This window comes from Pseudomonas oryzagri (assembly GCF_020831405.1).
Classification (GTDB): Bacteria; Pseudomonadota; Gammaproteobacteria; order Pseudomonadales; family Pseudomonadaceae; genus Geopseudomonas; species Geopseudomonas oryzagri.
This window is the reverse complement of record NZ_JAJHPU010000036.1, coordinates 1-16895: the sequence shown is the minus strand read 5'-3', so window position 1 is coordinate 16895 and position 16895 is coordinate 1. Positions and strand designations below refer to the sequence as shown.

Genomic DNA, 16895 nt, shown 5'->3' with positions numbered 1-16895 from the left:
GCCCACGCTCGTCCCTGGACTGCCGCCCCCGTCACAGTCACTGCGCCAAGCCCGCGCATGCCTGGTCGCGCGGAGCCGGCAAGCCGCTCCCGGCCCCGCAGGAGCCGCGTCCGAGCGGCAACTGAATCGGCTGCGCCCCCAAATCATTCGGCGCTCCAGGCTGAGCCGAACCAGCAGATCAGCCGGGATCGCTGCGGTCGCGGGCCGACAATGGATCATCGCCAACCACCGGATGATGCCCCATGCAAACCACCGATACCGTGCTGATGATTCGCCCCGCCGGGTTCGCCTTCAACCCCGACACCGCCGCTAACAACCTCTTCCAGCAGGCCCTGCTGGAGCCCGCGGAGGCCCAGGCCAGAGCCCTGGAAGAATTCGACGGCTACGTCGCGACCCTGCGCGGCGCAGGGGTGGACGTACTGGTGGTGCAGGACAGTCCGGCGCCGCACACCCCCGATTCCATCTTCCCCAACAACTGCTGGAGCAGCCATGCCGACGGCCGGCTGGTGGTCTACCCGATGGAGGGCGCGAACCGCCGCCTCGAGCGCCGCAAGGGCGTGCTCGAGGCGCTCGACCGCCACTTCCGGATCAGCGAGACCATCGATCTCAGCCCCCTGGAGGAACAGGGGCTGTTCCTCGAAGGCACCGGCAGCATGGTGCTGGATCGCGAACACCGCATCAGCTACGCCTGCTACTCCGGACGCACCCACGCCAGTGCACTGCGCCAGTTCGCCGAGCGCCTGGACTACCGCCTGTGCGCCTTCCATGCCGTGGACCGCGGCGGCGCGCCCATCTATCACAGCAACGTGATGATGAGCGTCGGCCGCAGCCTGGCCATCGTCTGCCTGCAGGCCGTACGCGACGACGACGAGCGGCTGCAGCTCGAACGCCAGCTGCGCGACACCGGCAAGGACATCCTGCCCCTGGACTGGGCCCAGCTGGAAGGCTTCGCCGGCAACATGCTGGAGCTGCACAACAAGGACGGCCAGCCGCTGCTGGTGATGTCGCGCAACGCCTGGCAGTCGCTCGCTGCGGCGCAGCGCCGGTTGATCGAGCGGCACGCCCGCCCGGTGGTGGTGAACATCGACACCATCGAATGCATCGGCGGCGGCAGCGCGCGCTGCATGCTGGCGGAAGTCCATCTGCCCACGCGTCATTGACGCATTGCCGATAGCCACGCCGACACCGAACCGAGGTGTCTTACCATCCGGAGCAGGGAGGCTCCGGGCAAGCGGTGCGCATCAGCGACGCACCACCGGCATGCAAACGACCGAGACCGCCCTATGGCGGTCTCGGTCGTTGTGGCATGGCCGCAGAATAGGGAATCAGCGCGCGGCGCGCATCAGCGTCGACTTGCCGAACAGGCTCTCGGTCAGCTCCACCGCCACCCGGGCGGTGCGGTTGCAGTGGTCCAGCGCCGGGTTGAGCTCGACGATGTCCAGCGAGCGCAACAGGCCGGTGTCGGCGATCATCTCCATGCACAGCTGCGCCTCGCGGTAGCTCGGCCCGCCGGGCACCGTGGTGCCGACGCCGGGGGCGATCTCCGGATCGAGGAAGTCGACGTCGAAGCTGACGTGCAGGTGGGTGTCCTCGTCGAGGTCGGCCAGGGCCTGCTGCATGGCCGCGCGCATGCCGACCTCGTCGAGGTAGCGCATGTCCATCACCTCGAGGCCCGCCTCGTGGACGCGCACGCGCTCGCCCTCGTCGACGCTGCGGATGCCCACCTGGCGGATCCACTGGGGCTGGATCGCCGGAACCTGACCGGCCATCTCCACCAGCTCCCGCGGGCCATCGCCGCACAGGCAGGCGACCGGCATGCCGTGCAGGTTGCCCGACGGGGTGAGATCCGAAGTATTGAAGTCGGCGTGGGCGTCCAGCCAGATGATGCGCAGCTTCTTGCCGGTGTCGCGGCAATGGCGGGCCACCGCGCTGATCGAGCCGACGCCCAGGCAGTGGTCGCCGCCGAGCAGGATCGGCAGGCGCTCCTCGCGCAGCTCGGCGTAGATGGCGTCGTGCACCGCCTGGTTCCAGGCGATCACCTCCGCCAGGTGACGGTAGCCCTGCCGCGGCGGCAGCCAGGGATTGGCCGGGCCGCTGAGGTTGCCGCGGTCGAGCACGTGGAAACCGCGCTCGCGCAGCGCGCGCTCCAGGCCGGCGACGCGCAGGGCCTCGGGCCCCATCGAGGCGCCGCGGGCGCCGGCACCGACATCGGTGGGGGCGCCGACCAGGCTGACGATCTTGGGCAGGGGGGACGGGACAGGCAAGGCAGACACGATGGCGACTCCGACTGAGTGAAACGGTCGGACAATTTTAAGAAAGAGCACGCCTAGCAGAAAGATAGATAAATTACATTTTGCACACCACAATAAAGCAGAATGATAGAATCGACTGGCAGTTTGCCCAAAGCCCTTTCCATGCCCGGTGACGCCCATGTCCGACCAACCCGATGACCTCGACCGCCGCCTGCTGGCCCTGCTGCGCGAGGACGGCCGCGCCTCCACCGCCGCCCTGGCCGAGCGCCTCAAGGTGTCGCGCGGCACCGTGCAGAACCGCATCGACCGCCTGCAGCGCTCCGGTCTGCTGGTCGGCTTCACCATCAAGCTGCGCAACGAGCTGGAGAACATCGGCGTGCGCGCCATCACCATGATCGAGCTGCGCGGCGGCGCCAGCGACGCGGTGATCGCCGCCCTGCGGCAGATCCCCGAGGTGGTGCAGGTGCATACCACCAACGGCCGCTGGGACCTGGTGGCGGAAATCCATACCCAGACCCTCAGCGAGTTCGACCGGGTGCTGCGCGAGCTGCGTGCTCTCAAGGGAGTCGCCAACTCGGAAAGCAACCTGCTGCTGGCCGCCTACAAGTGAGGCGGTCGTTCCCCTGCCGGCGTACAGATTTGCGACAACCGGGCGGCGCGAGGACATAAAAGCCGCCAGTCACAGCCGATTCTGCTGTTTGCGTTTTTTTTACAGCTATTCCTGCCTCCTCCCCAGCGCTTAACGACACCAAAAGCACCGAGCCGCCGGGCATTCTCAGTCCCCAGTCGAGCCGGACTCGCCGGTCATCGACAACCGCCACGCACAGCCAGTCCCCCTGGCTGCTGGCCGCCCAACAAAAACAAGACCCATAGTGGAACAGCCCCATGAAAAAGCTCTGCACGCTGGTCGCCGCAGTCGTCCTCCCCCTGTCCGCCGGTCTGGCCCACGCCAAGGAGTGGAAGGAAATCCGCTTCGGAGTGTTCCCCGACTATCCGCCCTTCGAATCGGTGGCCGCCGACGGCAGCCTGAAGGGTTTCGACATCGAGCTGGGCAACGCCATCTGCGCCAAGCTGGCGGTCAAGTGCACCTGGGTGACCAACGACTTCGACGGTCTGATCCCGGCCCTGCGCGCCCGCAAGTTCGACGGCATCATGTCGTCGATGGCCGTCACCCCGGCCCGCGAGCAGCAGATCGCCTTCTCCGACAAGCTGTTCCTCAGCCCCACTTCGATCATCACCCGCAAGGACGCTGGCTTCGGCGACACCCCGCAATCGCTCGAAGGCAAGCAGGTCGGCGTGCTGCAGGGCTCCATCCAGGAGGTCTACGCCCGCGCCAAGCTGGCGCCGGCCGGCGCGCAGATCAAGGCCTACCAGTCGCAGGACCAGAACTACGCCGACCTCGCCAACGGCCGCCTCGACGCCATCGTCACCGACAAGCTGGAAGCCGAGCTGAACTTCCTGTCCCTGCCCAAGGGCCAGGCCTTCCACAGCGGCGCGGCGATCAACGATCCCGGCCTGCCCTCGGTGATCGCCATCGGCCTGCGCAAGAACGACGACGAGCTGCAGGAACTGATCAACAAGGGCATCGCCGCCCTGCACGCCGACGGCACCTACAAGGAAATCGAGCGCAAGTACTTCGGTCCGCAGGACATCTACAACGAGTAACCGCGCCAAAGCCCGGCCGGCCCGCCACGGCGGCCGGGCACCGTCCTCGCTTTCCCGAACAGGTGTTCCATCGTGAATGACCTTTTGCACTCCCTCGGCCTGCCGGTCATCGACCTGCAAGGTTTCGGTCCCCTGCTGCTGCAAGGCATCTGGATGACGCTGAAGCTGGCCACGCTGTCCATGCTGCTCAGCATCGCCCTCGGCCTGTTCGGCGCCTGCATCAAGCTCGCGCCGATGCGCTGGCTGCGCCTGTTGGGCGCGGGCTACACCACGCTGATCCGCGGTGTGCCCGACCTGCTGCTGATCCTCTTGATCTTCTACAGCCTGCAGACCTGGCTGAACGACCTGACCGACCTGCTGGGCTGGGACTACATCGAGATCGACCCGTTCAGCGCCGGCGTGGCCACCCTCGGCTTCATCTACGGCGCCTACTTCACCGAGACCTTCCGCGGCGCCATCCTCAGCGTGCCGCGCGGCCAGCTGGAGGCGGCCACCGCCTACGGCCTCGGCCCGCTCAAGCGCTTTCGCCTGGTGCTGTTCCCGCAGATGATGCGCTTCGCCCTGCCGGGCCTGGGCAACAACTGGCTGGTGCTGCTCAAGGCCACCGCGCTGGTGTCGATCATCGGCCTCTCCGACCTGGTCAAGGCCGCGCAGAACGCCGGCAAGACCACCAACGACCCGCTGTACTTCCTGATCATTGCCGGCCTGGTCTACCTGCTGATCACCAGCCTGTCCAACCTGGTGTTCCGCCGCCTGGAGCGCCACTACAACACCGGAATCAAGGGGCTGATGCCATGATCGAACTGCTGCAACAGTACGGCCAGGCGTTCCTGTGGAGCGACGGCTACAACCTGTCGGGCCTGGCCATGACCCTCTGGCTGCTGGTCGCCTCTATCGTCCTGGGCTTCATCCTGTCCCTGCCGCTGGCCATCGCGCGGGTCTCGCGCAACCGCCTGCTGCGCTGGCCGGTACAGTTCTACACCTACCTGTTCCGCGGCACGCCGCTGTATATCCAGCTGCTGATCTGCTACACGGGCCTGTACAGCCTGGAGGCGGTGCGCAACCAGCCGCTGCTCGACGGCTTCTTCCGCGAGGCGATCAACTGCACCATCCTGGCCTTCGTGCTGAACACCTGCGCCTACACGGTGGAGATCTTCGCCGGCGCGATCCGCAACATCCCGCACGGCGAGATCGAGGCCGCGCACGCCTACGGCCTGAGCGGCTGGCGCCTCTATGTGCACCTGATCATCCCCTCGGCGCTGCGCCGGGCGCTGCCGCAGTACGGCAACGAGGTGATCCTCATGCTGCATGCCACCTCGCTGGCGTTCACCGCCACCGTGCCGGACATCCTCAAGGTCGCCCGTGACGCCAATGCCGCCACCTTCATGACCTTCCAGGCATTCGGCATCGCCGCCCTGCTCTACATCCTGCTCTCCTTCCTGCTGGTCGGCCTGTTCCGCTTCGCCGAACGCCGCTGGATGACCTTTCTCGGCCCTACCCGGGGGTAACTCGTGATGAACCAGACCGCCTACGCCATGCCCGCCAACCCGGCCGGCCTCCGCTCCACCCGCCCCGAAACCCACGCCCGCAGCGCCGCCGGCACCAGCCTGCACAAGCTGCAGGTGGAAGACCTGCACAAGCGCTACGGCGACAACGAAGTGCTCAAGGGCGTGTCGCTGCACGCCAGCAGCGGCGACGTGATCAGCCTGATCGGCACCAGCGGCTCGGGCAAGAGCACCATGCTGCGCTGCATCAACTTCCTCGAACAGCCCGACGCCGGCCGCATCACCCTCGACGGCCAGACCATCGCCATGCGCCAGACCCGCGGCGGTACCACGGTGGCCGACAAGGCCCAGCTGCAGAGCCTGCGCACCCGCCTGGCCATGGTGTTCCAGCACTTCAACCTGTGGAGCCACATGAGCGTGCTGGACAACATCACCATGGCGCCGCGCCAGGTGCTCGGCGTGCCGGCCCGCGAGGCCGAGGAGCGCGCGCGCGCCTACCTGGACAAGGTCGGTCTGCCGGCGCGGGTCGCCGAGCAGTATCCGGCCTTCCTCTCCGGCGGCCAGCAGCAGCGCGTGGCCATCGCCCGCGCCCTGGCCATGGAGCCGGAGATCATCCTGTTCGACGAGCCAACCTCGGCGCTCGATCCGGAACTGGTCGGCGAGGTGCTCAAGGTGATCCAGACACTGGCCGAGGAAGGTCGTACCATGATCATGGTCACCCACGAGATGGGCTTCGCCCGCCAGGTTTCCAGCCAGGTCCTGTTCCTCCACCAGGGCCGCGTCGAGGAGCAGGGCAGCGCGCGGATCCTCGACAACCCGGCCAGCGAACGCCTGCAACAGTTCCTGTCCAACCGACTGAAGTGACATGCGCCCGAAAGACACTCCCGACTCCGGCCCCGACCACAGCCTGACCCTCGACCGCATCGACCAGGCGATCATCGAGGTGCTGCGCCACAACGGCCGGATCACCTACCAGAAGCTCTCCGAACTGGTGCACCTGACCCCGCGGCCCTGCCTGGAGCGGGTGCGCAAGCTCGAGCGCATGGGGGTGATCCTCGGCTACGGCGCCATCGTCGACCTGCAACAGGTCTCCCCCGGCCTGTCGCTGCTGGTCCTGGTGGCGCTGTCCAACCAGAGCGGGCGCGCCGCGCAGAAAGCCTTCGAGAGCTGCATGCGCGCCTGCCCGCAGGTCCTCGAATGCCGGCTGATCAGCGGCACCTTCGACTACAGCCTGCGCATGCGCTGTCGCGACATGGAGCACTACCGCGTGCTGACCGAAACCTGGCTGGACAACCCCGAGCTGCACATCGACAAGCTGGTCGCCCACCCGGAGCTGGCCACGGTGAAGAATCCCGCGCCCATGCCGGGCTGACGCCTCAGCCCGCAGCCGTCACGGACGACGGCCGCGGGGGCTGATCGAGGAGGCCCGACAATCCTTGGCAAGCGCTTGATCGGATTGGGATTTTTCTGCACTTGAGGGGTTGACAGGCGATCCGCCGGAGAGAATAATGCGCGCCGTTGGCTACGTAGCTCAGCTGGTTAGAGCACGGCATTCATAATGCTGGGGTCCGGGGTTCAAGTCCCTGCGTAGCCACCACTAATTCCGAAAGGGCCTGCAGCGATGCAGGCCCTTTTTCGTTGTGCCGAGAAAAACCTCCGGCTACGCTGGGCAGCCCCAAGGATCGGGGCGTCGCCACGGCCAGGAGGCCCCATGCACGCAGACCGGGATGATGCGCCCTTCCCCCATCGCGCCCCACGCCGCCATGGCGTACTGCTGGCGCTGACCCTACTTGGCGGTGCGGCCGCGGCCGTCGCGTTGCATGTGCCGGAGCGGCTGACGGCCCTGGTGTCGCCCACCACGCCAGCGACGCCGACACCGCAGTCCTTCACGGCTCCCGCGCCCGCTCCCTCCCTGCCCGCCGCTGCGGTTGCCCCGCGTGCGCAGTCCCAGGTCGTCGCGCCCCCAGCGCCGCAGATCCATGCCTACCGCCCTGCCCCGCGTGCCGACGCCGCCGGCCCCCGCCAGACCGAATTCAACGAGAACACTTTCCAGCCGCGGGAAATCGTCAACCGCCTGCCGGCGGTACGGCCGTCGAGCGTGGAGCGTCCGCAGCCAATCCGGCGGACGAAAACCGTCACCCGCTCGGCCAAGTGGTCGTGGAAGACCCGCGACGGCATCGTCCGCGGCACCTTCAAGTGGCGCGAACAGGGTGGGCGAATCGACTACGCCAGTGTGTGCATGAACGAGCAGCGCGGTTCGCTGCGCTACCGCGATTGCCGCAAGGGCGCGAAGGTGGCCTTCGCCAAGCGCTGCCGGAAGCAGCACGACGCGGCGGCCTGCCATGCCGAGAACAATTATTCGGCGCTGCGCTAGGCTCCCGGCTAGCGAGCGGCGCCCCTGGCCGGGCGGGTGGCCACCAGCAGGCCGGCGAAGATCAGCCCGCCGCCCAGCCAGTGGTAGAAGGCCAGCCGCTCGTCGAGCAGCAGCCAGGCCAGCAGTGCGGCGAACACCGGCATCAGGTAGCTGAACAGCGAGGCGCGCGCCGCGCCGAGCACCTTGAGGCCATGGTTCCAGGCCAGATAGGCGACCAGCGAGGCGAACAGCGCGGTGTAGCCGATTGCCCCCAGGCTGGTGGGCGTCGGGCTGAAGCCCCCCACCCGCAGCAGTTCGAGCAGGTAGAACGGCAGCATCAGGATCAACCCGAACAGCACCATCACGCCCAGCAGCGGCAGTGGCGCCAGGCCGAAGCCCGCACCCCACAGGCGCATCAGCAGCGAGTACAGCGCCCAGGCCGCCACCGCCAGCAACATGAGCAGGTCGCCGCGATAGAAGTCCAGGGCCAGGAAGGTGGTCAGGTCGCCGCGGCCGATCAGCAGCAGCAGGCCGAAGGCGGCCACCGCCATGCCGAACCAGGCGCGGCGCGCCGGCCATTCGCCGAACAGCAGACCGGCACCGAGGAAGGTGGCCAGCGGCAGGCAGGTGTTGAGCAGGGTGATGTTGATCGCCGAGGTGCTGTGGGCGGCGTGGTAGAGCAGTGAGTTGTAGCTGGCGATGCCCAGTCCGGCGACCAGCCACAGACGCCAGCCGGCCGCGCGGACCTGGGCCCGCTGGCGCCACAGCGGGCGGCCGACGAAGGGCAGCAGGATGGCGAGCGCCAGCGACCAGCGCCAGAACGCCAGCGACATCGGCGGGATACTGTCGGCCACCGCCCGCGCCACCAGGGCGTTGCCGGCCCAGCACAGGCAGGACAGCATCAGGCCGACCGCAGCCCACCCGCGGGACAGGTTCATCGCAGCCCCTCGCACTGGAGCGAATGAGCTGGACATGACAGTGGGGTGGCGGATAGGTGCCACAGGCTAGCGGCGAGGGACATGGACAACTCCTGGTGACAAGGCGGGCACCTTACGAAGCCTCCCCGGCGCCTGGCAAGCCCGCCGCCAGCCAGGATGCGCCGGGAACGCGGCTCAACCCAGCGCCAGCACCTCGTCGGCCGCCCGCTCGCCGGCCTCGACCGCCCCTTCGAGCGTACCCGGCCAGCGCAGCGCCAGGTCGGCGCCGGCGAAATGCACGCGCCCCAGGGGGCGAACCAGTTGCGGTGCCTGCACGCTCCAGCCGCCGGCCGGCCAGAACGGCGCCGCACAGCGCAGGAAGGGCTCGTCGCTCCAGCACTGCAGCAGGCACTCCAGCGGGCTGCGCGCCGGCTCGCCGAGCCCCCTGCCCAGGGTGTCGAGCAACAGGGCCTGGCGCGCCGGGGCGGAGAGCGGCTGGCAGCGCCGGGCCAACTCGCCGCTCAGGCGCACGCGCAGCGCGCCCTCGCCGGCGCGCTGCGGCGCCTGCTCGACGACCAGGCAATCGCCGACGCTGCGCGGCAGGTCGACGTAGGGCAGGCGCTCGCGCCAGAACGGCCGTTCGTAGCGCAATTGGGCATCCACACTGGCCTGCGGCAACAGGTGGCGCAGGACATGCTCGTGCCAGCCGGGCAGCGCCGGCGCAAAGCCCAGACGGGTGAGCATCAGGACCGGCAGCGCCAGTACCACCCGCCCGGCGCGCCAGCGGCCGTGGGCGGTGAGCAGCTCGACGCTCTGGCCATCCTGCTCGACGGCCAGCAGCGGCGTGTCGAGATGCAACGCATCACCTAGGCGCTGCACCAGCGCCTGGCAGATCGTCTGCATGCCGCCCGCCGGCCGCGCGACGCAGCCAAGGCGCAATTCGAGCAGGCCGGCGCCGCCACCATGGCGACGCAACTGCAGCTGGGCTTGCAGCAGGGACTGTTCCTGCGGCGCGGCGAACAGGCACTCGGCCATCTGCCCGGCCAGCTGACGGACCGCACCGCCCAGCCAGCGCCGGTCCAGCCAGGCGGCCAGGCTGAGGGCATCGCGGGTTCGCGCCAGGGCATGTTCGGCAGCCGGCTGGGGCGGCAGCCGGGCGGCCTGCTGCTCGAGCTGCCGCCACAGATACCTGAGCTGCTGGCGAGCCAGCCAACCCTGCTCGCCGAGCGCCTGGGCATACAGCCGATCGAAACCGACCGGCGCGTCCGCCGGCGCCTGCAACGCGAGGCCCAGTTCGCCGACCAGCTGGCGCAGTCGCCTCTGGCGTGCGCCGATACCGGCAGCGCCCAGCTCCACGGGCGTCCCCGTGCTGAACGCGCGGGTCAGGATGCGTCCACCGAGACGCCCACCGGCCTCCAGCACGTGCACGTCCTTGCCGGCCCAGGCCAGGCGCCAGGCCGCGCTCAGCCCGGACAGGCCGGCGCCGACCACGACGACTTCGGCGGTTTGCAGCGTCATCCCAGGCGCTCCCGGCACAGGTCAGAAAGAAATGGATGGGATCCCGCCAAGGGCGGGCTGGCCACGGCTCAGTCGAACAGCGGGCAGGCCATCACCAGCGCATCCTCGCGCCCGCCCACCGCCGGATAGTAGTCGCGGCGGCGGCCGATCTCGTTGAAGCCGAAGCGTTCGTAGAGACGATAGGCCGACTGGTTGGAGGCGCGCACCTCGAGGAAGCACTCGCTGCCACCGCGCTCGCGGGCGCGCAGCATCAGGTGGGTGAGCAGGCGCAGGCCGAGACCGCGGCCCTGGCTCTCGGGTTTGACGGTGATGTTGAGCAGGTGCGCCTCGTCGGCGATCAGGTTGATCACGCCATGGCCGACCTGCTGGTGGCCTTCGAACATCAGCCAGCATTCGTAGGAGTTGAGGGCATCGGTGAAGATGCCGCGGGTCCAGGGATGGCTGAACGCGGCGTATTCGATCTTCAGTACCGCATCCAGGTCGGCGGCGGTCATCCGCCGGAAACTTACCGCATCAGTCATGCTTCGCTCGTCCAGCGGCGCCTCGCGCGCCGCATGCTTTGCCACAGCTCGGCCTTGAGGGGCGGAGCTTCCATCAGTTGTTCCAGGCCCGGCAGGCTCCAGGCCACGCCCAGGCCGTCCAGATCGAGTTCCCGGCAGACCGGCGGCGCGTCTTGGTCGCCGGCAAAGCGCGCCGCCGGGGTGCCGATCAGCCAGGTGCAGGCTGCCGCTTCCTGCTCCAGTTGTCCCTGCAGCACGGCGCGCACATAGCCGCGCGCCGCCGCCGGGCCCTGGTCGAATTCGCGGTTGCCGCGGATCAGCGGCCAACGGATCGGCTCGCCGAGCGGCCGCGGGCTGTCCGGCAGATCGGCGGCACGCAGCAGGTCCTTGAGCAGGCGGTAGGCCGGATCGCGGCCGGCGAACGGCTCGCCGGTCGGCAGCTCGACCAGCAGCAGACAGTTGCCGGCCCGCAGCAGCTGCAGGGCGAAACGCGGCGCGGGCTCGCGGCGCGGCGCCGCGGGAGTCTCCTCGACCGCCTTGGCAGGCAGCGGCTCGGCAGCCGGCCGGAGCGGCACCACCGGCGCCTTGCGCGGTGTGGCGGGCGTCGGCGTCGGCGTCGGAGCCTGCGGGGGGGATACTGCACCTGGAGCCGCGGCACTCGGCGCCGGGCCGGGTGCCGCGGGGCGCGGACGGCGCGGCGGCTCGACCGCTGGCGCCGCCACGGCCAGCAGCTCGGGACGCGAGGGCGCGGCGAACGGCAGCGCCACGCGCGGCAACCAGGTGGTCACCTGCATGGCGTCCAGGTAGGCGCGGCGCTGTTGCTCGTCGATCAAACGTCGGCCGCCTGCGGGTGGGTCTTGTGGCCGCCGGCCTGCATCAGGTTCAGCGCGTTGAGATAGGCCTTGGCCGAGGCGGCGAGGATGTCGGTATCGGCGCCGCTGCCGTTGACGATGCGCCCGCCCTTCTCCAGGCGCACGGTCACCTCGCCCTGGGAGTCGGTCCCCTGGGTGATGGCGTTGACCGAGTACAGCTGCAGGTTGGCCTGCGAGCGGGCGATCGCCTCGATGGCCTTGAAGGTGGCGTCCACCGGACCGGCGCCGCTGGCCGCGACCTTCTGCTCGACGCCATCGACGCTGAGCACCACCTCGGCATGCGGCACCTCGCCGGTACGGCTGGCGACCTCGAGGAAGACCAGCTTGAAGTGCTCCGGCGCTTCCTCGCCAAGGCTGTCGGAGACCAGCGCCTGCAGGTCCTCGTCGAAGATCTCGTGCTTCTTGTCGGCCAGCTCCTTGAAGCGGGTAAAGGCGGCATTCAACTCGGCCTCACCGGGCAGCACGATACCCAGCTCCTCGAGACGCGCGCGGAAGGCGTTGCGCCCGGAGTGCTTGCCCATGACCATCTTGTTGGCGTTCCAGCCTACCGACTGCGCCGACATGATCTCGTAGGTCTCACGGTGCTTGAGCACGCCGTCCTGGTGGATGCCCGACTCGTGGGCGAAGGCATTGGCGCCGACGATGGCCTTGTTGGGCTGCACCGGGAAGCCGGTGATACCGGAGACCAGCCGCGAGGTGCTGAGGATGTGCTCGGTCTCGATGTTGGTGTAGACGCCGAGCAGGTCCTTGCGGGTCCTGATCGCCATGACGATCTCTTCCAGCGCGGCGTTGCCGGCACGCTCGCCGAGGCCGTTGATGGTGCACTCCACCTGGCGGGCGCCGGCCACCACGGCGGCCAGCGAATTGGCCACGGCCAGGCCGAGGTCGTTGTGGCAGTGCACCGAGAACACCGCCTGGTCGGCGTTGGGGATGCGCTCGAGCAGCTGACGCAGGGTGTCGGCGTACTGGTGCGGGATGGCGTAGCCGACGGTATCCGGGATATTGATGGTGCGCGCGCCGGCGTCGATGGCCGCCTCGATGATCCGGCAGAGGAAATCGATCTCCGAGCGACCGGCGTCCTCGCAGGAGAACTCCACGTCGGCGCACAGGCTGCGCGCCTTCTTCACCGCGCGCACCGCCTGCTCGATCACCTGCTCCGGCTGCATGCGCAGCTTGTACTGCATGTGGATCGGGCTGGTGGCGATGAAGGTGTGGATGCGCCCGGAGTTGGCGTTCTTCAGCGCCTCGGCGGCGCGTTCGATGTCGGCGTCCAGGGCCCGCGCCAGGCTGCAGACGGCGCTGTCCTTGATCGCCTCGGCGACCGCCTTGACCGCCTCGAAGTCGCCCGGGCTGGCGATGGCGAAGCCCGCCTCGATCACGTCGACGCGCATGCGCTCCAGCGCCTTGGCGATGCGCAGCTTCTCTTCCTTGGTCATGGACGCGCCGGGACTCTGCTCGCCGTCGCGCAGCGTAGTGTCGAAGATGATGACGCGGTCGTTGCTCATGTCGGTCTCCTGGTGATCCCGTCGCAGGCACGGGCGTGTCCATGCACGCCGGTTATTTCTTGAATTGTGGCGTGAATCCCGCTGCCGGGAAAGCGCTGCACCCGGCAGTCGACTGACGCCCGCTCCCCGGTCGGTCACGGCCGCAGCGGAATCTTCGGCGCCCAGCGCAACCACTCTTCCTGCGCCTCGTCGAACAGGGCGAAGGTCTGGCCGGGGTGGGCCGGGCTGGTGTCCTCGGGTGTGGCGAAGGCGATGCCGCCCTCCAGCAGCGCCTCCAGCGATTCGGTACGAATCTGCGCGCCCTTGAGCAGACCGAGGTCGACACCGATGCCACTGGCGTTCCAGAAGCGACTGCCGCCACGCACCAGCGGCGCGTAGCGCGGCTCGATCAGGATGTGCACCAGCACGCGATCGGCGGTGGGCCCCAGCTCGAGGCGGGTGACCTTGCCCACCGCCATCTCGCGGTAGGTCACCGCCACACCGGGCTTGAGCGAGCCGCGGCGCGACGCGCTCAGCACCAGCGCCAGGCCGGCCTCTTCGCCAGCCGCCTGGGGCGCCTGGGGCAACAGGGAGAAGCGGGTCTGCCGCTCGCCGGCACGGGCGGCCGGTTGCACCTCGAGATAGGGGCCGCTGACCAGGGTATCCAGATTGGCGGTGCGCACCAGTCCCAGCTCCGGACGCACGATCCAGAAGCGGCTGCCGGCGCGCGCGATGCGCTCCGCCGCGGCGGTCACCCGCACTTGAAGCAGGACGCTGGCCAGGTCGTCGGCGAGGCACACCGCCTCGACCTGCCCCACCTCCAGACCGCGGTAGCGCAACGGCGTGCCCTCGCGCAGCCCGTCGCCGCGCTCGACGCGCAGTTCGATTAACTGGCCGCCGGCATGGGCCTTGTCCTCGTCGGCGAACAGCGCGAAGCGGTGGAAGCGTTTCACCGGAGCGGCCACGCGCTCCGGCGTATCGAAGGCGATGCCGCCCTGCAACAGGGTCTGCAACGACTCGCTCTTCACTTCCACGCCGCTCAGGTCGCCCTTGAGGGTGACGCCGCTGGCATTCCAGAAGCGCGTCGACGCATTGACCAGGCCGGCGTACTCCTGCTCGATGTGCACGTCGAACAGTACCTCGCTGCGATCACCGGAAAGCTGGAAGCTCTGCACAGTGCCGACCTGCAACTGGCGATAGAGCACCGGGCTGCCGACCGCCAGGGAGCCGAGACGGTCGGCAGCGAGCAGCAGATGCAGACCGGGCGCATCCACATTCAGCGGCGGCGCCTTGGAACTGACGGTGAACTCGCGGCTCTGTGCACCGGTCTTGCCGAAGCGCACGGCCAGATAGTTGCCCTGCACTAGCGCCTCGAGGCCGGTGATGCCGGCCAGGGATATCGACGGCTTGACCAGCCAGAATTCGCTGCTTTCCAGCAGCAGTTCCTCGGTGCGCGGGTCCATGGTCAGCTCGGCCATCGGCTGGGCGAAATTCTTGCCCATGTCGATGCTCTTCAGGGTGCCGACCTGCACGCCGCTATACATCACCGGGGTCCGGCCCGGCTGCAGGCCACTGACGTCGCTCAGCTTGAGCATGACCTTGAGGCCGGCCTCGGCCGCCTCGAAGTCGTCGTACAGCCGGAATGGGATGGCCGGATCCGTCGGCGGACTGTCCTCGCGATGCTCCGGCGTGGAGAAGGCAATACCTCCCGTGGCGATGCTCACCAGCGACTCGGTGCGCAGCTTGAAGCCGGACAGGCCACCACTGAAATTGATGCCGCTGGCATTCCAGAAGCGGGTGTGCTTGCGGACCAGGTGGACGTAGGCCGGTTCGATGTAGATCTGCACCTCGACCGTGCGCTGGTCATCGCCCAGACGGTAGCTCTTCACCTGACCCACCTTGATCTGCCGATAGAACACCGGGCTGCCCTCGTCGAGCGACCCCAGGCGATCGGCCTTCAGGGTGATGTGCAAACCAGGCAATTTGTCGGACAGCGGCGGTGGTTCGCTGAGCGCCTGAAACTCGTGGACAGCCTCGCCCTTGACCGGATCGACGGCGATATAGATGCCGGATACCAGGGTTTCCAGACCGGTCACTCCGGCGAGGGAAACCCTGGGCTTGACCAGCCAGAAACGGGTGTCCCGGCTGAGGTAGTCCTTGGCTTCGCGGTTGATCTCGATGGTGGCGTCGACTCCCTGGATGTCCTGACTGACGCGCAGATCGATGACCTTGCCCACGGCGATGCCCTTGTACATCACCTGGGTCTTGTTGGCCTGGATGCCCTCGCCGTCGGCGAAGTGCACGCGAATCTCCACGCCCGCCTCGCTGAGGGCGCGCCAGAGCAGCCACAGGCCAATGACCAGGGCCAACAGCGGCAGGACCCAGATGGCGGACCAGTTGCTGGTCTTCCGGATGTCGGGATGGGCAAGCTCACTCATGGGGATCTTCTGCGTCGGTGTTATCCCAGATCAACCGGGGATCGAAGGTGATGGCCGCCAACATGGTCAGCACGACCACGCCGGAAAAGGCCAGAGCGCCGGCACCGGCCTCGATGCTGGCGAGATTGCCGAAGCTGACCAGAGCCACCAGGATGGCAATCACGAATATGTCGAGCATCGACCAGCGGCCGATCCACTCGATGAAACGAAACATGAGAATGCGCTGGCGTGCCGAGAGCGGCTGATGACGCTGGACGGAGTAGAGCAGCAGTGCGATGCCGACCAGCTTGAAGGTCGGCACCAGGATACTGGCCAGGAATACCACCAGGGCGATCGGCAGCATCTGGGCGTGGATCAGCTCCATCACCCCCTCCATGATGGTCGCCGGAGTGCCCTGGCCGAACAGGCTGACGGTCATGATCGGCAGCAGGTTGGCCGGTATGTAGAGCAACGCCGCCGCCAGCAGGAGTGCCCAGGTGCGGGCGATGCTGTTCGGCCGGCGTGGATGCAGAAGCGCTCCACAGCGTCGGCAGTGCTGCCGGGTGCCCGGCGCCCAGCGGCTGAGCTGATGGCACTCGCCACACACCAGGATGCCGGCATCAAGGGCGCGCATGGCTATCCTCGAGGGCCGCCCAAATCTGATGCGGCGACATGCTGACTTCCAGCCAGACCTGGGCGAGTAACAGAGCGATGAAGCAGAACAGCCCCATTCCCAGCGTGAGGTCAGCCATGTCGATCAATTTCACGATCGAAACCAGAATCCCCATCAGGTAGACCTCGAGCATCCCCCACTCGCGCAGATGGTGGTACCAGCGATACAGCCAACGCCCCCAGCTCAGCGCCACCTGCCAGCGGATACACAGCAGCACCAGCAGTTGGCACAGCAGCTTGAGCAGGGGAACCACCATGCTGCAGAGGAGCACGACGCCGGCAACCGCCGGCATGCCGCTGCGGTAGAGCGCGACCACGCCACTCCATACCGTATCCTGGGTCGTCTGCCCGAGCAGATTGAGCTGCATGATCGGCAGGAAGTTGGCGGGCAGGAACAGCATCAGGGCGGTCAGTGCCAAGGCCAGACTACGCCGCTCCACCTGCGCGCGATGGGCGATCAGCTCGAAGCCACAGCGTGGGCAACAAGCCTTCTGCTCCGCCTGCAGCTCGGGCTTGCGCATCAGCAGATCGCATTCATGGCAGGCGATCAGCTGGGCAAGCGGCAGCTGGGCGAGGGCGGGAGGCGATGCTGCGGAATCAGGCATGGAAACACCGGGGATGACGCATTGGCGCTATCTTAGCCGAGCTGGACGCTTAGGATCAGCTTTACGGCCGCAAAGACGAACCCCCGACCAGCGCGAGCTGATCGGGGGTTCGGTATAGGTGCTTGACGATGACCT

General features: G+C 68.1%; 17 protein-coding genes and 1 tRNA gene. 9 read left to right on the top strand and 9 right to left on the bottom strand.

Going from position 1 to position 16895, the window contains the following annotated elements:
* The first annotated feature begins 242 nt into the window (after positions 1-242).
* Positions 243-1160, top strand: coding sequence for a citrulline utilization hydrolase CtlX (ctlX, locus tag LMJ29_RS12270; protein ID WP_229605810.1), 918 nt, complete (start codon positions 243-245; stop codon positions 1158-1160).
* 165 nt (positions 1161-1325) lie between these two features.
* Here the strand turns inward: ctlX and rocF are convergent, their stop codons facing one another.
* Complete coding sequence (gene rocF / locus LMJ29_RS12265) at positions 1326-2273, bottom strand: arginase (RefSeq protein ID WP_229605809.1); 948 nt, start codon at positions 2271-2273, stop codon at positions 1326-1328.
* A 157-nt stretch (positions 2274-2430) separates the two neighbouring features.
* Here rocF and LMJ29_RS12260 point away from each other — a divergent pair, with 157 nt between their 5' ends.
* The 8 genes from LMJ29_RS12260 to LMJ29_RS12225 all read left to right on the top strand — a co-directional run bounded on the left by LMJ29_RS12260 (position 2431) and on the right by LMJ29_RS12225 (position 7796).
* Positions 2431-2862 carry an Lrp/AsnC family transcriptional regulator gene (locus tag LMJ29_RS12260; protein ID WP_229605808.1) on the top strand — a complete coding sequence of 144 codons (432 nt, stop codon included), beginning with the start codon at positions 2431-2433 and terminating at the stop codon, positions 2860-2862.
* 275 nt (positions 2863-3137) lie between these two features.
* Complete coding sequence (locus tag LMJ29_RS12255) at positions 3138-3917, top strand: ABC transporter substrate-binding protein (protein WP_229605807.1); 780 nt, start codon at positions 3138-3140, stop codon at positions 3915-3917.
* A gap of 72 nt (positions 3918-3989) precedes the next feature.
* The gene (locus LMJ29_RS12250) at positions 3990-4715 is read left to right on the top strand and encodes an ABC transporter permease (protein ID WP_377656949.1); all 726 of its coding nucleotides are present in this window, start codon (positions 3990-3992) and stop codon (positions 4713-4715) included.
* Positions 4712-5425: an ABC transporter permease gene (locus LMJ29_RS12245; RefSeq protein ID WP_229605806.1), complete on the top strand. Its 714-nt coding sequence runs from the start codon at positions 4712-4714 to the stop codon at positions 5423-5425. The genes LMJ29_RS12250 and LMJ29_RS12245 overlap by 4 nt, the downstream gene beginning before the upstream one ends.
* Positions 5426-5524: 99 nt before the next feature.
* Positions 5525-6286 carry an ABC transporter ATP-binding protein gene (locus tag LMJ29_RS12240; protein WP_229605890.1) on the top strand — a complete coding sequence of 254 codons (762 nt, stop codon included), beginning with the start codon at positions 5525-5527 and terminating at the stop codon, positions 6284-6286.
* Between the two features lies 1 nt (position 6287).
* Positions 6288-6794 (top strand): Lrp/AsnC family transcriptional regulator, encoded by a 507-nt coding sequence (locus tag LMJ29_RS12235; protein ID WP_229605805.1) that lies wholly within the window; start codon positions 6288-6290, stop codon positions 6792-6794.
* Positions 6795-6942: 148 nt separating this feature from the next.
* Positions 6943-7019 (top strand) — tRNA-Met (locus tag LMJ29_RS12230).
* Positions 7020-7133: 114 nt separating this feature from the next.
* Positions 7134-7796, top strand: a complete 663-nt coding sequence (locus tag LMJ29_RS12225; RefSeq protein WP_229605804.1) for a hypothetical protein — start codon at positions 7134-7136, stop codon at positions 7794-7796.
* A gap of 8 nt (positions 7797-7804) precedes the next feature.
* Here the strand turns inward: LMJ29_RS12225 and LMJ29_RS12220 are convergent, their stop codons facing one another.
* From LMJ29_RS12220 to LMJ29_RS12185, 8 genes are all read right to left on the bottom strand, one after another.
* Positions 7805-8713 carry a DMT family transporter gene (locus LMJ29_RS12220; RefSeq protein WP_229605803.1) on the bottom strand — a complete coding sequence of 303 codons (909 nt, stop codon included), beginning with the start codon at positions 8711-8713 and terminating at the stop codon, positions 7805-7807.
* 174 nt (positions 8714-8887) lie between these two features.
* Positions 8888-10210, bottom strand: a complete 1323-nt coding sequence (locus LMJ29_RS12215; protein WP_229605802.1) for a flavin monoamine oxidase family protein — start codon at positions 10208-10210, stop codon at positions 8888-8890.
* Between the two features lie 68 nt (positions 10211-10278).
* Entirely contained in the window at positions 10279-10731 is a 453-nt protein-coding gene (gene rimI / locus LMJ29_RS12210; RefSeq protein WP_229605801.1) for a ribosomal protein S18-alanine N-acetyltransferase, read from the bottom strand.
* Positions 10728-11543 (bottom strand): hypothetical protein, encoded by an 816-nt coding sequence (locus LMJ29_RS12205; RefSeq protein ID WP_229605800.1) that lies wholly within the window; start codon positions 11541-11543, stop codon positions 10728-10730. Before LMJ29_RS12205 ends, rimI begins: the two co-directional genes overlap by 4 nt.
* On the bottom strand, positions 11540-13087 hold the full coding sequence (locus LMJ29_RS12200; RefSeq protein WP_229605799.1) for a 2-isopropylmalate synthase: 1548 nt from the start codon (positions 13085-13087) through the stop codon (positions 11540-11542). Before LMJ29_RS12200 ends, LMJ29_RS12205 begins: the two co-directional genes overlap by 4 nt.
* 134 nt (positions 13088-13221) lie before the next feature.
* The gene (locus LMJ29_RS12195) at positions 13222-15504 is read right to left on the bottom strand and encodes a PqiB family protein (RefSeq protein ID WP_229605798.1); all 2283 of its coding nucleotides are present in this window, start codon (positions 15502-15504) and stop codon (positions 13222-13224) included.
* The gene (locus LMJ29_RS12190; protein WP_229605797.1) at positions 15497-16117 is read right to left on the bottom strand and encodes a paraquat-inducible protein A; all 621 of its coding nucleotides are present in this window, start codon (positions 16115-16117) and stop codon (positions 15497-15499) included. Before LMJ29_RS12190 ends, LMJ29_RS12195 begins: the two co-directional genes overlap by 8 nt.
* Positions 16104-16760, bottom strand: a complete 657-nt coding sequence (locus LMJ29_RS12185; protein WP_229605796.1) for a paraquat-inducible protein A — start codon at positions 16758-16760, stop codon at positions 16104-16106. Before LMJ29_RS12185 ends, LMJ29_RS12190 begins: the two co-directional genes overlap by 14 nt.
* Positions 16761-16895 lie beyond the last annotated feature (135 nt).

Coding starts and splice junctions, on each gene's coding strand:
- LMJ29_RS12215 (WP_229605802.1), bottom strand. CDS start 10,210: ATGACGCTGCAAACCGCCGAAGTCGTCGTGGTCGGCGCCGGCCTGTCC.
- LMJ29_RS12195 (WP_229605798.1), bottom strand. CDS start 15,504: ATGAGTGAGCTTGCCCATCCCGACATCCGGAAGACCAGCAACTGGTCC.
- LMJ29_RS12260 (WP_229605808.1), top strand. CDS start 2,431: ATGTCCGACCAACCCGATGACCTCGACCGCCGCCTGCTGGCCCTGCTG.
- ctlX (WP_229605810.1), top strand. CDS start 243: ATGCAAACCACCGATACCGTGCTGATGATTCGCCCCGCCGGGTTCGCC.
- LMJ29_RS12220 (WP_229605803.1), bottom strand. CDS start 8,713: ATGAACCTGTCCCGCGGGTGGGCTGCGGTCGGCCTGATGCTGTCCTGC.
- LMJ29_RS12255 (WP_229605807.1), top strand. CDS start 3,138: ATGAAAAAGCTCTGCACGCTGGTCGCCGCAGTCGTCCTCCCCCTGTCC.
- LMJ29_RS12185 (WP_229605796.1), bottom strand. CDS start 16,760: ATGCCTGATTCCGCAGCATCGCCTCCCGCCCTCGCCCAGCTGCCGCTT.
- LMJ29_RS12190 (WP_229605797.1), bottom strand. CDS start 16,117: ATGCGCGCCCTTGATGCCGGCATCCTGGTGTGTGGCGAGTGCCATCAG.
- LMJ29_RS12235 (WP_229605805.1), top strand. CDS start 6,288: ATGCGCCCGAAAGACACTCCCGACTCCGGCCCCGACCACAGCCTGACC.
- LMJ29_RS12245 (WP_229605806.1), top strand. CDS start 4,712: ATGATCGAACTGCTGCAACAGTACGGCCAGGCGTTCCTGTGGAGCGAC.
- LMJ29_RS12225 (WP_229605804.1), top strand. CDS start 7,134: ATGCACGCAGACCGGGATGATGCGCCCTTCCCCCATCGCGCCCCACGC.
- LMJ29_RS12200 (WP_229605799.1), bottom strand. CDS start 13,087: ATGAGCAACGACCGCGTCATCATCTTCGACACTACGCTGCGCGACGGC.
- rimI (WP_229605801.1), bottom strand. CDS start 10,731: ATGACTGATGCGGTAAGTTTCCGGCGGATGACCGCCGCCGACCTGGAT.